Source organism: Pseudomonas sp. GW823-FHT02C02 (assembly GCF_058797635.1).
Window position 1 is genome coordinate 286,128 of record NZ_JBXAJV010000002.1, and the last position, 19,902, is coordinate 306,029.

Below are 19,902 nucleotides of genomic sequence, written 5' to 3' on the forward strand. Positions count from 1 at the left end.
GCTCTGTCAGCGACTTGACGGCATCGGCTATGATAAGCCCCTTTGTTTTAACAGCCGCTTTGATTTGGCCAACTGGCCGCGCACTTGTACGTTCAAGGATCCTATGAGCAAGCCCACTGTCGACCCTACCTCGAATTCCAAGACCGGCCCTGCCGTGCCGGTCAATTTCCTGCGCCCGATCATCCAGGCGGACCTGGACTCGGGTAAGCACACGCAGATCGTCACCCGTTTCCCGCCTGAGCCCAACGGCTACCTGCACATCGGTCACGCCAAGTCGATTTGCGTGAACTTCGGCCTGGCCCAGGAATTTGGCGGCGTCACGCACCTGCGTTTCGACGACACCAACCCGGCCAAGGAAGACCAGGAATACATCGACGCGATTGAAAGCGACGTCAAATGGCTGGGCTTTGAATGGTCCGGCGAAGTGCGCTATGCCTCGCAGTATTTCGACCAGTTGCACGACTGGGCCGTCGAGCTGATCAAGGCCGGCAAGGCCTACGTCGATGACCTGAGCCCTGAACAGGCCAAGGAATACCGCGGCACCCTGACCGAACCGGGCAAGAACAGCCCGTTCCGTGATCGCTCCGTGGAAGAAAACCTCGACTGGTTCGCCCGCATGCGTGCCGGCGAATTCCCGGACGGCGCACGCGTGCTGCGGGCCAAGATCGACATGGCCTCGCCGAACATGAACCTGCGCGACCCGATCATGTACCGCATCCGTCACGCCCATCACCACCAGACCGGCGACAAGTGGTGCATCTACCCGAACTATGACTTCACCCATGGTCAGTCGGACGCCATCGAAGGCATCACTCACTCGATCTGCACCCTGGAGTTCGAAAGCCACCGTCCGCTGTACGAGTGGTTCCTCGAGAACCTGCCGGTCCCGGTAAAACCGCGCCAGTACGAGTTCAGCCGTCTGAACCTGAACTACACCATCACCAGCAAGCGCAAGCTCAAGCAACTGGTCGATGAAAAGCACGTCTTCGGTTGGGACGATCCGCGCATGTCCACGCTGTCGGGCTTCCGTCGCCGTGGCTACACGCCGAAATCGATCCGCAACTTCTGCGAAATGGTCGGCACCAACCGTTCCGACGGCGTGGTCGACTTCGGCATGCTCGAATTCAGCATCCGTGACGACCTCGACCACAGCGCCCCGCGCGCCATGTGCGTGTTGCGTCCGCTGAAAGTCGTGATCACCAACTACCCGGAAGGCCAGGTCGAGAACCTCGAACTGCCGTGCCACCCGAAAGAAGACATGGGCATGCGCGTTCTGCCGTTCGCCCGTGAGATCTACATCGACCGTGAAGACTTCATGGAAGAGCCGCCGAAAGGCTACAAGCGCCTGGAGCCGAACGGCGAAGTGCGTCTGCGCGGCAGCTACGTGATCCGTGCCGACGAAGCGATCAAGGACGCCGAGGGCAACATCGTCGAACTGCGTTGCTCCTACGACCCGGAAACATTGGGCAAGAACCCTGAAGGCCGCAAGGTCAAAGGCGTGGTGCACTGGGTGCCGGCCGCGGCCAGCGTCGAGTGCGAAGTGCGTCTGTACGATCGCCTGTTCCGCTCTGCGAACCCTGAGAAGGCCGAAGACAGCGCCAGTTTCCTGGACAACATCAACCCTGACTCGCTGCAAGTCCTCACCGGTTGTCGTGCTGAACCCTCGCTGGGCAATGCACAGCCGGAAGACCGTTTCCAGTTCGAGCGCGAAGGTTACTTCTGCGCGGATATCAAGGACTCGAAACCAGGTGCTCCGGTATTCAACCGTACCGTGACCTTGCGTGATTCGTGGGGCCAGTGATTCAAGGAAACTAAAGTGCTTACGATCTACAACACGCTCACCAAGAGCAAAGAAGTCTTCAAGCCGCTGGATGGCAACAATGTGCGCATGTACGTCTGCGGGATGACCGTGTACGACTACTGCCACATTGGCCATGGCCGCAGCATGGTCGCGTTCGACCTGGTGACCCGCTGGTTGCGGTTCAGCGGTTATAACCTGACGTATGTGCGCAACATCACCGACATTGAAGACAAGATCATCAATCGGGCCAAGGAGAACGGCGAACCGTTCGACGTGCTGACCGAACGCATGATCACCGCGATGCATGAGGACGAGGCGCGCCTCAATATCCTCAAGCCGGACATGGAGCCGCGGGCCACCGATCACATCGCTGGCATGCAGACCATGATCCAGACCCTGATCGACAAGGGTTACGCCTACGCACCGGGCAACGGCGACGTGTACTACCGCGTCGCCAAGTTCATGGGCTACGGCAAGCTGTCGCGCAAGAAAATCGAAGACTTGCGCATCGGCGCGCGGATCGAAGTCGATGAGTCCAAGCAGGACCCGCTGGACTTCGTGCTGTGGAAAGGCGCCAAGCCGGGCGAGCCGAGCTGGCCTTCGCCGTGGGGCGACGGGCGTCCGGGCTGGCACATTGAGTGCTCGGTGATGTCGACCTGCTGCCTCGGCGAGACCTTCGACATTCATGGCGGCGGCAGCGACCTCGAATTCCCGCACCACGAAAACGAAATCGCCCAGAGCGAAGCGGCCACCGGCAAGACCTACGCCAACGCGTGGATGCATTGCGGCATGATTCGCATCAATGGCGAGAAGATGTCCAAGTCCTTGAACAACTTCTTCACCATTCGCGACGTGCTGGAAAAGTACCACCCGGAAGTCGTGCGTTACCTGCTGGTGTCGAGCCACTACCGCAGCGCGATCAACTATTCGGAAGACAACCTCAAGGACGCCAAAGGCGCACTCGAGCGTTTCTACCATGCGTTGAAAGGCCTGCCGAGCGTGGCGCCGGCTGGCGGCGAAGCCTTCGTCGAGCGTTTCACCCAGGTGATGAACGACGACTTCGGCACGCCGGAAGCCTGCGCGGTGCTGTTCGAGATGGTTCGCGAGATCAACCGTCTGCGCGAGAGCGATCTCAATGCGGCGGCAGGTTTGGCGGCGCGCTTGAAGGAACTGGCCAGCGTGCTGGGCGTGCTGCAGCTTGAGGCCGATGACTTCTTGCAGGCCGGCGCTGAAGGGCGCGTGGATGCGGCTGAGGTTGATGCGCTGATTCAGGCGCGTTTGACCGCCCGTGCCAACAAGGACTGGGCTGAGTCCGACCGTATCCGCGACCAGTTGACCGCGATGGGCGTTGTGCTGGAAGACGGGAAGGGCGGCACGACCTGGCGGTTGGCTGACTGACTGCTTCGAATGCCGCAAAACAAAACCCGCCTTGTGCGGGTTTTTGTTTTTGGGCAGTCCGCGAGGTTATGTGGTGTTTGATCTGGCGCCTTCGCGGGCAAGCCTCGTTCCTACAAGGTCGCGTCGTACACAATATTGGCGAACGACGTGCCCCTGTAGGAGCGAGGCTTGCCCGCGAAGGGTCTCCAGCCGGCCCCAGCCACGAGTGCTCACTCGTCAATCAGCCTGGCGCAACCGCTTGTAAAGAGTATTGCGGCTAACGCCAAGACGCCGGGCAAGGTGCGAAATATTCCCCCCAGCCGCCTGCAACAACCGGTTCAAATCCTCGGCATCATTCAAATCCACCGCCAGCGGTTCCGGCGAATCCACCGGCTCCATCTCCAGATCGACAAAAAAATCATCCGGCAAATGCTCCGGCCGCACCGGTTGTTCTTCGGCCATGGCCAGCGCCACCTGCATCACGCTGCTGACCTGCCTTAAATTCCCCGGCCACGGATGACGGCCGAACAACTCCATCACCTCACGGCTCAACCCGGCCCACTGCGATGGCTCGCGATGCTGTTCCCACAAGCGCTTGAACAGCGCCTGTTTGTCTGTGCGTTCCCGTAACGGCGGCAATTCCAGGGTCAAACCGCCGATTCGGTAATAAAGGTCCTCGCGAAACCGCCCGAGCTGCACTTGCTCGCGCAACGAACGGTTGGTCGCGGAAATGATGCGGATGTCCACCGGGAACAACTCGCTGCTGCCTACCGGTTGCACGCACCGTTCCTGCAAAACCCTTAGAAGGCGAGCTTGTGTCGGCAATGGCATGTCACCGATTTCATCAAGGAACAGGGTGCCTTTGTCGGCCTTGCGGATCAGTCCGATGCTGCCTTTCTGATTGGCACCGGTGAATGCGCCTTTCTCGTAGCCAAACAGCTCGGACTCCACCAGTTCGGCGGGGATCGCTGCACAGTTGACGGCGATGAACGGTTGTTTGCTTCGCGAACTGGCCTGATGCAGCGCTTTGACGAAGACCTCCTTGCCGACCCCGGTTTCACCGTGGATCAATAGCGGAATATCTTTTTCCAGCAAACGCTCGGCCTGACGCACGGCTTTTTCCACGCGACTGTCGCCGAAATGCAAGGTGCTGAGGCTGATTGTGGCGGGCATGGTCGCCGGCGGTTCCGCGCTCTTGGCCTCAGAAAACAGTCGAGCTTGAATCGACACCTGTTTCGGCCGCTTCAACAGGCATTGAAAACGGTTGCGCCCGGAGGCTTGCAACGCAAAAGGCAGGCCTTCCGGCTGGTTCAGCAATTCCAGCAACGACACCTTGAACAGGCTCTCGACACTGACCCGGGACAGGCTGATACCCAGCAGATTGTCAGCCCGGCGGTTAGCCGACAGCACCTGGCCGGTTTCATCGAAGATCAACAATCCGGCCCATTGGCTGTCGAGGTTGTTCAGCCCGGTGTTGAAGGTCAGTTGAAAATGCTGGCCGTGAAAGAGGTTGAGGATCAGCCGGTTTTCCACGGTCTGGCTCATCATCTTGACCATGCCAAGGGTGTGGGACGGCGGCAGGTAGCTGTCGCTGGACACGTCCAACACCGCGATCACCTTGCGCTCAGCATCGAAAATCGGCGCGGCGGAACCGGTCATGAAGCGGTTGGCTTTCAGGAAGTGTTCATCGTGTTCGATATGCACGGCCTGCTCGCAGGCGAGGGCGGTGCCGATGGCGTTGGTGCCGCTGCAACGCTCCATCCAACTGGCCCCGGCGCTAAAGCCGCGGGTCAGGCTCGGCTCGATGAAGCGCTGGGTGCCCCAGGACGTCAGCACCTGGCCCTGATTGTCGGCGAGCATGATCAGGCAATTGGAATTGCTCAGGATGTTTTCGTAATACGGCAGGACTTCCTGGTGCGTGGTCTGCACCAGCGAATGCTGGCTTTCCAGCAACTGGGCGATGCCATCGGCAGGCAACTGATCGAACGCCGGTGCGCTTTGATGATTGAGGCCGAACGCGCGGCAACGGGACCAGGAGTCCTGGATGATGGTGTCGTGGGACAAAACGGGGGCAGGTGCGGCCATGACAGTCAGCCTCTGAATAACGCTTTTATTGTTGTTATAGGTATTCCTTTGTGGGAGCGAGCTGCTCGCGATAGCGGTGGGTCAGTCAATACTGATGTCGACTGATCCACCGCTATCGCGAGCAGGCTCGCTCCCACAGGTTTTTGCTCGCGGGAAGGCAAAAAGCATCCGTAGAGTGTTGTTCACTATTGTTCATTGTCAACGGCTGGATTGTTCAATTGTTCAGTCGCCGTTGTTCATTTCTGTTCAGCAACGAACGTTGATTTGTCATCACTTCAAACATTTTCAAAGCAGATCAATAGCTTGCAATTTCTGGCATGAAACTCGCTCTACAGCCTGGGTCGCTTGACTCCAAATAATAAAAAGGCCGAGCCATGTCATTAACCCTGGAGCACGTCAGCCGTACCGTCGAGGGCCAGACCTGGATCGACGATGCGTGCCTGAGTTTCGAACCCGGATCCTTCAACGTTTTGCTCGGGCGCACGCTGTCCGGCAAGACCAGTCTGATGCGCCTGATGGCGGGCCTGGACAAGCCCGACAGCGGCCGGATCCTGATGAACGGTGTCGATGTCACACAACGCCCGGTGCGTTTGCGCAACGTGTCGATGGTCTATCAGCAGTTCATCAACTACCCGACCATGACCGTCTTCGACAACATCGCTTCGCCATTGCGCCAGGGCGGTGTCTCCAACGAGTTGATCCAGAGCAAAGTGCTGGAAACCGCGAAGATGCTGCGCATCGAGAAATTCCTCAAGCGCTATCCGCTGGAGCTTTCTGGCGGCCAACAGCAGCGCACCGCGATGGCCCGGGCGTTGGTCAAGGATGCCGAGCTGATTCTGTTCGACGAGCCGCTGGTGAACCTCGACTACAAACTGCGTGAAGAACTGCGCCAGGAAATGCGCGAGCTGTTCAAGGCCCGGCACACCATTGCGATTTATGCCACCACCGAACCCAACGAAGCGCTGGCATTGGGTGGCACCACCACCATTCTTCACGAAGGCCGGGTGGTCCAGAGCGGTAAATCCTCCGAGGTCTATCACCAGCCAAAAACCGTGCTGGCTGCCGAATTGTTCTCCGAGCCGCCGATCAACCTGATGCCGGGACGGATTGCCGGTAACGAAGTGAGCTTCGCCAATTTTGTGCACTTCCCGTTGAACGTCGATTTGCGCCCGGTGGGCGAGGGCGAGTTCCGTTTTGGCGTGCGCCCAAGCCATATCTCACTGGTGCCGAGCAACGACGATGACCTCGAACTCGCGGTGACCGTCGAGGTCGCCGAGATCAGCGGCTCGGAAACCTTCCTGCACGTGCGCAACGAGCATTTCCTGCTGGTGCTGCACTTGCCCGGCGTCCACGAATACGACGTCGACGCGCCGATCCGCATCTATATCCCGACCCATAAACTGTTTGTATTCGATGCGCAGGGGCGGCTGGTCCAGGCGCCGGGTCGCCGTATCGCGAGGGTTGCCTGATGGCCGAAATCCGTTTGCAGAACCTCGCCCACAGCTACACCAGCACGCCGACCGGCCCCGAGGATTACGCGATCCGCGAGATGGACCACGTCTGGGAACAGGGCGGTGCTTATGCCTTGCTCGGGCCTTCGGGCTGCGGCAAGTCGACGCTGCTCAACATCATTTCCGGGTTGCTCAGCCCGTCCCAGGGCCAAGTGCTGTTCGACAGCAAAGTGGTCAACGACCTGACTCCCGAGAAGCGCAACATTGCCCAGGTTTTCCAGTTTCCGGTGGTCTACGACACCATGACGGTGTTCGACAACCTGGCCTTCCCCCTGCGCAATCAGGGCATGGCCGAGGCGAAAATTCACAGCAAGGTGCAGGAAATTGCCGAGGTCCTTGACCTCCAGGCGCTGCTGAGCAAAAAGGCGCGCAACCTCACCGCCGACGAAAAACAGAAAGTCTCGATGGGCCGTGGACTGGTCCGCGACGACGTTTCGGCCATCCTCTTTGATGAACCGCTGACGGTGATTGACCCGCACCTGAAGTGGAAACTGCGGCGCAAGCTCAAGCAGATCCACGAGCAGTTCAACATCACCATGGTCTACGTCACCCACGATCAACTCGAAGCGTCGACCTTCGCCGACAAGATCGCGGTGATGTACGGCGGCCAGATAGTGCAGTTCGGCACCCCGCGAGAATTGTTCGAGCGGCCGACCCACACCTTTGTCGGCTATTTCATTGGCAGCCCGGGGATGAACCTGATCGAGGTGCAGCCACAACCGGGCGGCGTCGGTTTTGCTTCGACGCATCTGCCTTTATCCGACGCACAACAGAAGCGTATCGCCGAGTCCGAGTGGAAAACCCTGAAGGTCGGCATCCGTCCGGAGTTCGTGCACGTGTGGGACGAGCCGTTCGATGACGCGATGCAGGCACAAGTCGTACACGTCGAAGACCTCGGCACCTACAAGATCATGACCCTGAACCTTGACGGTGCGCCGTTGAAAGTGCGCCTGGCCGAAGACAAACCGGTACCGGAAGGCACGGCCTGGATCAGCTTCCCGGCGCAGTGGTTGATGGTCTATGCGGACGATTACCTTCTGGAGGTGCAGCCATGAACAAGGTGCAGAACAACAAGGCCTGGTGGCTGGTCCTGCCGGTGTTTCTGCTGGTGGCGTTCAGTGCGGTGATCCCGATGATGACCGTGGTCAACTACTCGGTGCAGGACATCTTCGACCAGTCCAGTCGCTACTTCGTCGGTGCCGACTGGTACAAACAGGTGCTGCTTGATCCGCGCCTGCACGACTCGCTGCTGCGGCAATTCATCTATTCCGCCTGCGTGCTGCTGATCGAAATTCCGTTGGGCATCGCCATCGCCCTGACCATGCCGACCAAGGGCCGCTGGTCATCGCTGGTGCTGATCATTCTGGCGATTCCGCTGCTGATTCCGTGGAACGTGGTCGGCACCATCTGGCAGATTTTCGGTCGGGCCGACATCGGTCTGCTCGGCGCCAGCCTCAAGGCCATGGGCATCAACTACAACTATGCGGCCAATACCATGGACGCCTGGGTCACGGTGCTGGTGATGGACGTCTGGCACTGGACGTCGCTGGTGGCGCTGTTGTGTTTCTCCGGGTTGCGAGCGATTCCGGACGTGTACTACCAGGCGGCGCGAATTGATCGGGCCTCGGCCTGGGCAGTTTTCCGACATATCCAGTTGCCCAAGCTCAAGAGCGTGCTGTTGATCGCCGTGATGCTGCGGTTCATGGACAGTTTCATGATTTACACCGAGCCCTTCGTCCTCACGGGCGGTGGTCCGGGGAATGCCACGACCTTCCTGAGTCAGACGTTGACCCAGATGGCCGTAGGGCAATTCGACTTGGGGCCAGCTGCTGCTTTCTCCTTGGTGTATTTCCTGATCATCCTGTTGGTGTCCTGGCTGTTCTACACCGCCATGACTCACTCTGACGCCAACCGCTGAGGTCCGCCATGAGTAAAAGAAAGCTCATTCCACTGCTGATCTACATCCTGTTCCTGCTGGTGCCGATCTACTGGCTGCTGAACATGTCCTTCAAGAGCAACACTGAAATCCTCGGCGGTCTGACGCTGTTTCCGCAGGATTTCACCTTCGCCAACTACAAGGTGATCTTCACCGATCCGAGTTGGTACAACGGCTACCTCAACTCGCTGTACTACGTGAGCCTGAACACGATCATTTCCCTGAGCGTGGCGTTGCCAGCGGCTTACGCGTTCTCGCGCTACCGCTTTCTCGGTGACAAGCACCTGTTTTTCTGGTTGCTGACCAACCGCATGGCGCCGCCGGCGGTGTTCCTGTTGCCGTTCTTCCAGCTGTATTCCTCGATTGGTCTGTTCGACACGCACATCGCCGTGGCGCTGGCTCATTGCCTGTTCAACGTGCCGTTGGCGGTCTGGATTCTGGAAGGCTTCATGTCCGGCGTTCCGAAAGAAATCGACGAGACCGCCTACATTGACGGCTACAGTTTCCCCAAGTTCTTCGTGAAGATTTTCGTCCCGCTGATTGGTTCCGGGATCGGCGTCACGGCGTTCTTCTGCTTTATGTTTTCCTGGGTCGAACTGCTGCTGGCGCGAACGCTGACATCGGTGAATGCCAAACCGATCGCGGCGGTGATGACCCGCACGGTCTCGGCGTCGGGTATCGACTGGGGCGTGCTGGCAGCGGCGGGGGTGTTGACCATTCTGCCGGGCATGCTGGTGATCTGGTTTGTTCGCAACCACGTGGCCAAGGGCTTTGCCCTGGGCCGGGTCTGAGGAGCTGATGATGGAATGGATGAGCTGGACGGTCCCCACTGCGGCGTTCTTCATTGTCATTGGCCTGATTCTGACGGGCATGACGACCTGGGAATTACGTTCGCCGAGTGTCCCTCGGCGTGGTTTCTTGCCGATTGCCACTACCCGTGGCGATCGGCTGTTTATCGGTCTTCTCGGCAGCGCCTACCTGCATTTGCTGGTAATCGGCGTCACCGACTGGAGCATCTGGGTTGCGTTCGCGTTGTCCCTGGTGTGGCTGTTGGCTGTGATGCGTTGGGGCTAGTCGAAATCGATCGGCAATGTTGCTCCAAAAACCAAACAGGAGGTCTCTATGTTCGACAAAAACAATAAGCTGCGACATAGCATTTCATTGGCAGCCATGCTGGCACTCAGCGGTCTGAGCGCTTCGGCCTGGGCCGATGCCTACGAAGACGCCGCGAAGAAATGGATTGGCAGCGAGTTCAAGCCGTCCACCCTTACGCCAGAGCAGCAGCTCGAAGAGCTGAAGTGGTTCATCAAGGCCGCCGAGCCGTTTCGCGGGATGAGCATCAAGGTGGTTTCGGAAACCATCGCGACCCACGAATATGAATCCAAAACCCTGGCCAAGGCCTTCACCGAAATCACCGGGATCAAGCTGACCCACGACTTGCTGCAAGAAGGCGACGTGGTGGAAAAGCTGCAAACCCAGATGCAGTCGGACAAAAACATCTATGACGGTTGGGTCAACGACTCGGACCTGATCGGTACGCACTTTCGCTACGGCAAGACCGAATCGATCACCGACCTGATGGCCAATGAAGGCAAGAACTTCACCTCGCCGACCCTGGACCTCAAGGACTTTATCGGCATTTCGTTCACCACTGCACCGGACGGCAAGATCTATCAATTGCCTGACCAACAGTTCGCCAACCTGTACTGGTTTCGCGCCGACTGGTTCGAGCGGGCGGATTTGAAAGCGAAATTCAAAGAAAAATACGGTTATGAACTGGGCGTTCCGGTGAACTGGTCGGCCTATGAAGACATCGCCAAGTTCTTCAGTGAAGACGTCAAGGAAATCGACGGCAAGCGCGTCTACGGGCACATGGACTACGGCAAGAAAGACCCGTCCCTCGGCTGGCGCTTCACCGATGCCTGGTTCTCCATGGCCGGTGCCGGCGACAAAGGCATTCCCAATGGCTTGCCGGTGGACGAGTGGGGCATCCGCGTCGAGGATTGCCACCCGGTCGGTTCCAGCGTGACCCGTGGTGGCGACACCAACGGCCCGGCGGCGGTCTACGCGACGCAGAAATACGTCGACTGGCTCAAGGCCTACGCGCCACCGGAAGCAGCGGGCATGACCTTCTCCGAATCCGGCCCGGTGCCGTCCCAAGGCAACATCGCCCAACAGATCTTCTGGTACACCGCGTTCACCGCCGACATGACCAAACCGGGCCTGCCGGTGATGAACGCCGACGGCACGCCGAAATGGCGCATGGCGCCATCGCCACGTGGACCGTACTGGGAAGAGGGCATGAAGCTCGGTTATCAGGACGTGGGTTCGTGGACGTTCATGAAGTCCACGCCTGAGAAGCAGAAACTGGCGGCCTGGCTTTATGCGCAATTCGTCACGTCGAAAACCGTGTCGCTGAAGAAAACCATTATCGGCCTGACGCCGATTCGCGAGTCGGACATCAACTCGCAAGCCATGACCGACCTGGCACCGAAACTCGGCGGTCTGGTCGAGTTCTATCGCAGCCCGGCCCGCGTGCAATGGACCCCGACCGGGACCAACGTGCCGGACTATCCACGTCTGGCTCAACTGTGGTGGAGCCACATCGCGGAAGCGGCCAGCGGCGAGAAGACTCCGCAACAGGCGCTGGATGGCCTGGCCAAGGATCAGGACGCGATCATGGCGCGTCTGGAACGCTCGAAGGCTCAAGCCACCTGCGCACCGAAAATGAACCCGGAGCGCGATGCTCAATACTGGTTCGATCAGCCGGGTGCACCGAAGCCGAAACTGGCGAACGAGAAGCCCAAGGGTGAAACCGTGAGTTATGCCGAACTGCTGAAATCGTGGGAGGCGGCGCGTAAATAAATAGCTCGATCGTGTGAAGCAGAACGGCACCGAGAGGTGCCGTTTTCTTTAGCGTCTGATCCATTGCCATCGCGAGCAGGCTCACGCCCACAATGAGCTGCGTTGTTCACAGCCTGTGTGACCGGCTCAGCGCTCCACCCCATCAACCGCAGGAAATCCCAACCGAAACACCGTCATCGCACCCGGCAAGCTCTTCACCTCGGCCACGCCCTGATGAAGGCTCATGATCGACCGCACTATCGCCAACCCCAGCCCGGTGCTGCCCTGTGAACGCGAGCGGCTGCTATCGACTCGGTAGAACCGATCAAACAGGTACGGCAGATGCTGTGCTTCAATCCCCGCGCCCGGGTTGCTGACCAGCAACGAAACCTGGGTCGCGCCGCGCTCAATCAGCAGCGTCACGGTTTTCCCGACCGGGCAGTGGCGTAGCGCGTTGGACAGCAAATTCGAGATCGCCCGTTGAATCATCAACCGGTCACCCATCACCCGCGCACGGCCGACCACGTTCAAATGGATCTGCTTGTCCTGAGCCGACAGGAAGAACATCTCGGCGACTTTCCAGGCTTCTTCTTCCAGGGCAACCGACTCGAACGGCACGAGTGCCGACGGGTGACTGACCTGTGCCAGAAACAGCATGTCCGAGACGATCCGCGCCACGCGCTCCAGTTCTTCAGTGCAGCACACCAGCACATCCTTGTACTCATCCACGCTGCGTTCGCGAGACAACGTCACCTGCGCCTTGCCCATCAAATTGTTGATCGGCGTGCGCAGCTCGTGCGCCAGATCATCGGAGAACTGTGACAACTGCTGCACACCGGTATCGAGGCGATGCAGCATGAAGTTGATGCCCTGCGCCAACTCACTCAGCTCCTGGGGCATATTCACCACCGACAGCCGATGATCCAGATCCTGAGTCGAGACCATCGCCGCCACTTTGCGAAACTCGCGCATCGGCGCCAGACCACGCTGCACCGCACCCCAGGCACTCAGTCCGATAAAGATCAGCAGCAACGGCAAGGCAATCAGGGTCGAGCGCAGGTAGGCGCTGAGCAAGGCCTCATTGTGGGCGTTGTCCATCGACAACAGCACCGGGACACGGGTGCCGTCCTTGAGGCTGATCAGCCTGGACGCCGTGAGGAATTTCGCCCCCTCGGCGTCAGTGCTGGTGGCGTAGGCCAACTCGTCGCTGACGGCCCGCACCACCTTCAATTCAAGTCGTGGATCGGCCAAGCCGGTGCCGGATTTGAGCAGTTGCGTGCGCAGGTTGCTGCGGTCGTAAATCGTTAGCGTGAGGTTGTCATGGCCCATGACCTGATCGAGCAGAATGTGCGGTTTCGCACTGATTTCGCCGGTGTCGGTGTACAGCGACAGGCTGTGTTCGACCTGCTCCATCTTCTTCTCCAGACTGTCCCTGGATAACGCGTTCAGCTCATGGGTCAGTGCGAAATACGCCAGGATCGCCAGGGACACCACCAGCAGCGCGCCGAGAATACTGACCGTCAGCCCCAGCCGCATCGACAGGCTGGCCGGCTTCATTCCCGCGACTCCAGCACGTAACCGACACCGCGCAGGGTGTGGATCAACTTGTTGTCGAACGGGTCATCGATCTTTGCCCGCAAACGCCTGATCGACACTTCGACCACGTTGGTGTCGCAGTCGAAGTTCATGTCCCACACCAGCGAAATGATCTGCGTGCGTGTCAGCACCTCGCCGGACTGGCGCATCAACAGATGCAGCAGGGCGAACTCCTTGGTGGTCAGGTCGATGCGTTGCTTGCCACGAAACGCACGATGACGGCAGGGGTCGAGTTCCAGATCGGCGACTTTCAGTACCTGTGGCAGCGGGATGTTCTCGCTGCGGCGCATCAGGGTGCGCACCCGTGCGAGAAGTTCGGGAAACTCGAACGGCTTGACCAGATAATCATCCGCGCCCAGATCGAGGCCACGAATCTTGTCCGCCAGACGCCCGCGCGCCGTGAGCATCATCACCCGGGTGGAGTGAGTGCGGCGCAGTTGTTCCAGTACGTCCCAGCCGTCCAGTTCCGGCAGATTCACGTCGAGAATAATCAGGTCATAGGCCTGCTGTTGCGCCAGATGCAATCCATCCGCGCCGGTGGCCGCGTGGTCAACGATATAACCACTTTCGGTCAAACCCTGATGCAAGTATTCGGCAGTTTTAAGCTCGTCCTCGACGACAAGGATTCGCATGATCTATCACCACTTTTATTTAAGGGATATTTAATTAAGTTGAGCGGGAAGTTGTTGTTTTTGTAGAGGGTCCGAATGAGTTTCGATCACTGAATGGCGGATACGGTAAAGGCTGTAGTGGCTACAGGGTCAACGTCCGAAGCCTTTAAATCGGCGGTCTGCGACAGCCTGTCGCAGCAAGAATGCGTCAATAGCCATGTATTGCATCCAGCAAGTGCTGTTCGGCAGATAAGTGCCGAGTATTTGTTTCCATACATTGCGACAAAGCCCTGGTGCACTTCGCATCCTAGAACAAAACAACTTCAGCCAACCGTGGATAACGGATTTGTAATGGTCCTGTCACCTTGTCGATAAGTTCAAAACCCTACCGTGGCGGCATCAAAGATTCTTGAATAAAGGAAGACTTCCAATTGCCCGGTTTAACACACCTGACGGCGCGGTCACGCCTGAAAAAAACAGCCAGCGGCATTCTGTTGTTGGCCAGTACAAGCCTTGCGGGGGCATCGACCCTGACCCTGGATCAGGCCCTGCAAACAGCCTTTGCCGGCAACCCGGATCTGGCCGCGGCCCAATGGGAAATTGGCATCGCTGAGGGTGAGCGCAAACAGGCCGGACTGATCCCCAATCCCGAATTGTCGTGGGAAGCCGAGGACACCCGCCGCAATTCGCGCACCACCACTGTGATGCTCAGCCAGCCGATTGAGCTGGGTGGCAAGCGCGGTGCGCGGATCGATGTCGCCAGCCGCGCCCAGGATGCCGCCGGGATCGAACTGGAGCGCAAGCGCAATGCCTTGCGCGCCGATGTGATTCAGGCGTTCAACCGCGCGCAAACCGCGCAGCAAAGACTGCAACTGTCCCGCCAGTCGCTGCAACTGGCCGAGGATGGCTTGCGCGTGGCCAAGGGGCGAATCGAGGCGGGCAAGTCGTCGCCGGTCGAAGGCACGCGGGCGCATGTGCAACGCTCGGAAGTACGCCTGGAACTGAGCCGCGCCGAGCGCGATCAGGCCAACGCTTATCAACAACTGGCGCAGGTCATGGGCGCACCGTTGCCGACCTCGGCAACCGTACAGACCGCCACGCAAAACCTGCCGACAGTGCCGCCGCCGACCCGTTTGCTTGAGCGTCTCGACGAGACCGCCGAGCTGCGCCTGGCCAAGCTCCAGATCAACCAGCGCGAAGCGTCGCTGGGGCTGGAAAAGTCCCTGCGCATCCCCGACCTGACCGTGAGCATCGGCAGCCAATACAGCGAAACCGAGCGTGAGCGGGTCAACGTCGTCGGCCTGTCGATGCCGATTCCTCTGTTCAACCGCAATCAGGGCAACGTGCTGGCGGCGGCACGCCGCACCGATCAGGCGCGGGATCTGCGCAACGCCACCGAACTGCGCTTGCGCACTGAAATCCAGACCACCCTTGAGCAGTGGCAGACCGCCAACGGCGAAGTCCAGGCGTTCAACCAGACCATTCTGCCCGCCGCACAAAATGCGGTTGAGAGCGCCACGCGCGGCTTCGAAATGGGCAAGTTCGGTTTTCTCGACGTGCTCGATGCCCAGCGCACTCTGATCAGCGCCCGCAGCCAATACATCCAGGCCGTCAGCGAGGCGACAGACGCTCGCGTGCGCATCGAACGGATCTTCGGCGACCTCGTCGTCAACCCTTGAATTTCACCCTTTTGATCACTGCGCGACGGTACGGCGCAGAGGAGTTTCCATGGATAAAAAACTGATGGGTGTCGTGGTGGCGACGTTGGTGCTGGGCATGGGTATCGGTTCGATGTGGGCGGGCAAGGCACCGCTTGAGGCCCACGCCGATGAAGCGGCCGAACACGCGGATCACGCTGAAGAAAACGCGGCAGCCGAGGGCGAGCATGGCGAAGAAGGGCGCATCAAGTTGAATGCCGAACAGATTGCGGCGGCGGGTATTGAACTGGTCGAAGCGCGGGCGCAGAGCATCAGTTCCGGCCTGTCGTTCCCGGGCGAAGTGCGCTTTGACGAGGATCGCACCGCCCACGTTGTACCGCGGGTTCCCGGGGTGGTCGAGTCGGTGGCGGTCAACCTCGGGCAGCCGGTGAAAAAGGGCCAGTTGCTGGCGGTGATCGCCAGTCAGCAGATTTCCGATCAGCGTAGCGAACAGGCGGCCGCGCAACGTCGTTTGGCCTTGGCCCGCACCACTTATGAGCGCGAGAAAAAGCTGTGGGAAGACAAGATATCCGCCGAGCAGGACGTGTTGCAGGCAAAACAGGCGTTGGAAGAAGCCGAAATCGCCGTGAACAACGCCCGACAGAAAATCAGCGTGCTCAGCGGGAGCGTGGTCGCCACCGGCGGCAATCGCTATGAACTGCGCGCGCCGTTCGACGGCATGGTGGTGGAAAAACACCTGGCACCGGGTGAGGTAGTCGATGAAACCACGGCGGCCTTCACGCTCTCGGATCTGTCGCGGGTCTGGGTGACGTTCGGCGTTTCGCCCAAGGATCTGAACAAGGTGCAAGTGGGCAAAGCCGTCACCGTCAGCGCGCCGGAACTCAACGCCGAGGTCACTGGCACGGTGGCCTATGTCGGCAGCCTGCTCGGCGAACAGACCCGCACGGCCACCGTACGTGTGACCCTGGAGAATCCGCAGGGCTCGTGGCGTCCGGGGTTGTTCGTCACGGCGCGTGTAGCGACCGACAGCCGTCAGGCCAGGGTCACCGTGCCGGAAGCCGCTATCCAGACCGTCGAGGACAAACCCACGGTGTTCTTGCGCACTGACGATGGCTTCAAGGCGCAGGCGGTGGAGTTGGGCAGCCGCGCGGCCGGTTTGGTGGAAGTCACTCAAGGGCTGGACGCCGGGGTGCAAGTCGCCAGCGCTGGCAGCTTCGTTCTCAAATCGGAACTGGGCAAAGCCTCGGCCGAGCACAGTCATTAAAAAGCGCGCTGAAGACGCCCATTAATCCGTGGAAGGTTCTCATGTTTGAACGCCTGATCCAGTTTGCCATCGAGCAGCGCATTATCGTGCTGCTCGCCGTTTTGCTCATGGCCGGCCTCGGGATCGCCAGTTATCAAAAACTGCCGATCGACGCCGTGCCCGACATCACCAATGTCCAGGTGCAAATCAACACCGGCGCCGCCGGGTTCTCGCCGCTGGAAACCGAGCAGCGCATCACCTTCCCGATTGAAACCGCCATGGCCGGTCTGCCGGCGCTGGAACAGACCCGTTCGCTGTCGCGTTCGGGGCTGTCGCAAGTCACGGTGATTTTCAAGGACGGCACCGACCTGTTCTTCGCCCGGCAATTGGTCAACGAGCGGTTGCAGATCGCCAAGGAGCAATTGCCCGAGGGCACCGAAGCGGTGATGGGGCCGATTTCCACCGGCCTCGGCGAAATTTTCCTGTGGACCGTGGAAGCCAGAGACGGTGCGCTCAAGGACGACGGTAGCGCCTACACCCCGACGGATCTGCGGGTGATTCAGGACTGGATCATCAAGCCGCAACTGCGCAACGTCCCTGGTGTGGCCGAGATCAACACCATCGGCGGCTTTGCCAAGGAATACCAGATCGCTCCCGATCTGAAACGGCTGGCGGCGTACAAGCTGACCCTCACCGACCTGATCACGGCGCTTGAGCGCAATAACGCCAACGTCGGCGCCGGGTACATCGAGCGCAGCGGTGAGCAGTTGCTGATTCGTGCGCCGGGACAAGTGGCGAGCACCGAGGACATCGCCAATATCGTCATGGCCAACGTCGATGGCACGCCGATCCGGGTGAAGAACGTCGCCACCGTGGACATCGGCCGCGAACTACGCAGCGGCGCGGCCACGGAGAACGGCCGTGAAGTGGTGCTCGGCACCGTGTTCATGCTGATCGGCGAAAACAGCCGCACCGTGTCCCAGGCCGTCGCCAGCAAGCTGGAACAGATCAACCGATCGCTGCCCAAAGGCGTGATCGCGGTGCCGGTGTACGACCGCACGCACCTCGTGGACAAAGCCATCGCTACCGTGAAAAAGAACCTGATTGAAGGTGCGATTCTGGTGATCGCAATTCTGTTCCTGTTCCTGGGCAACATCCGTGCGGCATTGATTACCGCGATGGTGATTCCGCTGTCGATGCTGTTCACTTTCACCGGCATGTTCAGCAACAAGGTCAGCGCCAACCTGATGAGCCTGGGGGCACTCGACTTCGGCATCATCGTCGACGGCGCGGTGGTGATTGTCGAAAACACCCTGCGACGGCTGGCCCATGCACAGCAGCATCACGGGCGTTTGCTGACCCGTTCCGAGCGCTTCCATGAAGTGTTTGCGGCGGCCAAAGAGGCGCGGAGACCGCTGATATTCGGCCAGTTGATCATCATGGTCGTGTACCTGCCGATCTTCGCCTTGAGCGGCGTCGAAGGGAAAATGTTCCACCCGATGGCGTTCACGGTGGTGATCGCGTTGCTCGGCGCCATGCTGCTGTCGGTGACCTTTGTGCCGGCGGCGATTGCGTTGTTTGTCACCGGCAAGGTCAAGGAAGAAGAGGGCATCGTGATGCGCGGTGCGCGCCGGGTGTATGCGCCGGCGCTGGCGTGGGTGATGAACCATCGCACCGTGGCGGTGGGCGCAGCGCTGGGTGTGATCGTGCTCAGCGGCGTGCTGACCAGCCGCATGGGCAGCGAGTTTGTGCCGAGCCTCAGCGAAGGTGATTTCGCCCTGCAAGCCTTGCGCGTGCCGGGCACCAGCCTCACGCAATCGGTGGACATGCAGCAGCGTCTGGAGACGTTGATCCTCAACAAAGTGCCGGAAGTCGAGCGGGTGTTCGCCCGCACCGGCACCGCGGAAATCGCCTCCGACCCGATGCCGCCGAACATCTCCGACAGCTACGTGATGCTCAAGCCAAAAGAGCAATGGCCGGACCCGGGCAAGTCTCGCGAAACCCTGATGGCGCAACTGCAGCAGGCCGCCGCGACGTTGCCGGGCAGCAACTATGAACTGTCGCAGCCGATCCAGTTGCGCTTCAACGAACTGATCTCCGGTGTGCGCAGCGACGTCGCGGTCAAAGTGTTCGGCGATGACATGGACGTGCTCAACGCCACGGCAGCGAAGATTGCCGCCGCGATGCAGAAGGTCAACGGTGCGTCCGAGGTCAAGGTCGAACAAACCACCGGGCTGCCGGTGCTGACCATTAACATCGACCGCGACAAGGCAGCGCGTTACGGGCTCAACATCGGCGATGTGCAGGACACCATTGCCGTCGCGGTGGGTGGGCGTCAGGCCGGCACGCTGTATGAGGGCGACCGACGGTTCGACATGGTGGTGCGATTGTCCGATGCCATGCGCAAGGACATCGACGGTTTGTCGGCGCTGTTGATTCCGGTGCCGGCACCGCTCAATGCCGCGGCCGATCAGATTGGTTTTATTGCCTTGAAGGAAGTCGCCAGCCTTGATCTGGTGCTGGGACCCAATCAGGTCAGCCGTGAGAACGGCAAGCGCCTGGTGATCGTCAGCGCCAACGTGCGCGGGCGCGATATCGGTTCGTTCGTCGCAGAGGCGGGCGAGGTGATCGAGCGAGAGGTGCAGGTGCCCGCGGGTTACTGGACAAGTTGGGGCGGGCAGTTCGAGCAACTGCAATCGGCGGCCAAGCGCCTGCGGATCGTGGTGCCGGTGGCGTTGCTGCTGGTGTTCGGGTTGCTGTTCATGATGTTCAACAACCTCAAGGATGGCTTGCTGGTGTTCACCGGGATTCCGTTTGCGTTGACCGGCGGGGTCATGGCGCTGTGGTTGCGGGATATTCCGTTGTCGATCTCGGCGGGGGTGGGCTTCATCGCGCTGTCGGGGGTCGCGGTGCTTAACGGGCTGGTGATGATCGCGTTCATCCGCAACCTGCGGGAGGAGGGGCGTTCACTGTCTGATGCGATCAACGTTGGAGCGCTGACACGTTTGCGCCCGGTGTTGATGACGGCGCTGGTGGCGTCCCTGGGCTTTATTCCGATGGCCCTGGCGACCGGTACTGGCGCGGAAGTGCAGCGACCGCTCGCAACCGTAGTGATCGGTGGAATCCTGTCCTCCACCATCCTGACGTTGCTGATCTTGCCGGCGTTGTATCAGCTCGCCCATCGCCGCGATGAGGACACGATCCCCACCCAACCGTGAACACAAACCCTGTGGCGAGGGA

14 protein-coding genes are annotated in these 19,902 nt (G+C 59.9%); 11 read left to right on the forward strand and 3 right to left on the reverse strand.

The features are described from left to right. The first annotated feature begins 103 nt into the window (after positions 1–103). Both AC1ROI_RS04005 and cysS read left to right on the forward strand, forming a co-directional pair. A complete protein-coding gene (locus AC1ROI_RS04005) occupies positions 104–1,801 on the forward strand; it encodes a glutamine--tRNA ligase/YqeY domain fusion protein (protein ID WP_102595562.1) in 1,698 nt (565 codons plus the stop codon). A 15-nt stretch (positions 1,802–1,816) separates the two neighbouring features. Further along, positions 1,817–3,199 (forward strand): cysteine--tRNA ligase, encoded by a 1,383-nt coding sequence (gene cysS / locus AC1ROI_RS04010; RefSeq protein ID WP_010458820.1) that lies wholly within the window; start codon positions 1,817–1,819, stop codon positions 3,197–3,199. Positions 3,200–3,415: 216 nt separating this feature from the next. On the opposite strand, the gene AC1ROI_RS04015 is transcribed toward cysS, so the two are convergent. Further along, positions 3,416–5,263, reverse strand: coding sequence for a sigma-54-dependent Fis family transcriptional regulator (locus AC1ROI_RS04015; protein ID WP_102595560.1), 1,848 nt, complete (start codon positions 5,261–5,263; stop codon positions 3,416–3,418). Positions 5,264–5,637: 374 nt separating this feature from the next. On the opposite strand from AC1ROI_RS04015, the gene AC1ROI_RS04020 reads away from it, so the two are divergent. From AC1ROI_RS04020 to AC1ROI_RS04045, 6 genes are read left to right on the forward strand one after another with little or no spacing between them, the layout of a single operon-like run. Then, positions 5,638–6,732 (forward strand): ABC transporter ATP-binding protein, encoded by a 1,095-nt coding sequence (locus AC1ROI_RS04020; protein ID WP_010458822.1) that lies wholly within the window; start codon positions 5,638–5,640, stop codon positions 6,730–6,732. Then, the gene (locus AC1ROI_RS04025) at positions 6,732–7,829 is read left to right on the forward strand and encodes an ABC transporter ATP-binding protein (RefSeq protein ID WP_077748734.1); all 1,098 of its coding nucleotides are present in this window, start codon (positions 6,732–6,734) and stop codon (positions 7,827–7,829) included. Before AC1ROI_RS04020 ends, AC1ROI_RS04025 begins: the two co-directional genes overlap by 1 nt. After that, on the forward strand, positions 7,826–8,692 hold the full coding sequence (locus tag AC1ROI_RS04030) for a carbohydrate ABC transporter permease (RefSeq protein ID WP_102595558.1): 867 nt from the start codon (positions 7,826–7,828) through the stop codon (positions 8,690–8,692). The genes AC1ROI_RS04025 and AC1ROI_RS04030 overlap by 4 nt, the downstream gene beginning before the upstream one ends. 8 nt (positions 8,693–8,700) lie before the next feature. Continuing rightward, on the forward strand, positions 8,701–9,501 hold the full coding sequence (locus AC1ROI_RS04035; RefSeq protein WP_010458825.1) for a carbohydrate ABC transporter permease: 801 nt from the start codon (positions 8,701–8,703) through the stop codon (positions 9,499–9,501). 10 nt (positions 9,502–9,511) lie between these two features. Then, positions 9,512–9,784 carry a DUF2160 domain-containing protein gene (locus tag AC1ROI_RS04040; protein WP_010458826.1) on the forward strand — a complete coding sequence of 91 codons (273 nt, stop codon included), beginning with the start codon at positions 9,512–9,514 and terminating at the stop codon, positions 9,782–9,784. 48 nt (positions 9,785–9,832) lie between these two features. Then, positions 9,833–11,575 (forward strand): ABC transporter substrate-binding protein, encoded by a 1,743-nt coding sequence (locus AC1ROI_RS04045; RefSeq protein WP_010458827.1) that lies wholly within the window; start codon positions 9,833–9,835, stop codon positions 11,573–11,575. 126 nt (positions 11,576–11,701) lie between these two features. Here the strand turns inward: AC1ROI_RS04045 and AC1ROI_RS04050 are convergent, their stop codons facing one another. Both AC1ROI_RS04050 and AC1ROI_RS04055 read right to left on the reverse strand, forming a co-directional pair. Next, positions 11,702–13,111, reverse strand: coding sequence for a heavy metal sensor histidine kinase (locus tag AC1ROI_RS04050; RefSeq protein ID WP_102595557.1), 1,410 nt, complete (start codon positions 13,109–13,111; stop codon positions 11,702–11,704). After that, positions 13,108–13,782, reverse strand: coding sequence for a heavy metal response regulator transcription factor (locus AC1ROI_RS04055; RefSeq protein WP_010458829.1), 675 nt, complete (start codon positions 13,780–13,782; stop codon positions 13,108–13,110). Before AC1ROI_RS04055 ends, AC1ROI_RS04050 begins: the two co-directional genes overlap by 4 nt. Before the next feature lie 410 nt (positions 13,783–14,192). Between AC1ROI_RS04055 and AC1ROI_RS04060 the strand changes: the two genes are divergently transcribed. The 3 genes from AC1ROI_RS04060 to AC1ROI_RS04070 are packed head-to-tail and all read left to right on the forward strand — an operon-like array spanning position 14,193 to position 19,880. Continuing rightward, a complete protein-coding gene (locus tag AC1ROI_RS04060; RefSeq protein ID WP_102595556.1) occupies positions 14,193–15,440 on the forward strand; it encodes a TolC family protein in 1,248 nt (415 codons plus the stop codon). 49 nt (positions 15,441–15,489) lie between these two features. Next, the gene (locus AC1ROI_RS04065) at positions 15,490–16,683 is read left to right on the forward strand and encodes an efflux RND transporter periplasmic adaptor subunit (RefSeq protein WP_102595555.1); all 1,194 of its coding nucleotides are present in this window, start codon (positions 15,490–15,492) and stop codon (positions 16,681–16,683) included. Between the two features lie 41 nt (positions 16,684–16,724). After that, positions 16,725–19,880 (forward strand): CusA/CzcA family heavy metal efflux RND transporter, encoded by a 3,156-nt coding sequence (locus tag AC1ROI_RS04070; protein ID WP_102595554.1) that lies wholly within the window; start codon positions 16,725–16,727, stop codon positions 19,878–19,880. Positions 19,881–19,902: the final 22 nt, after the last annotated feature.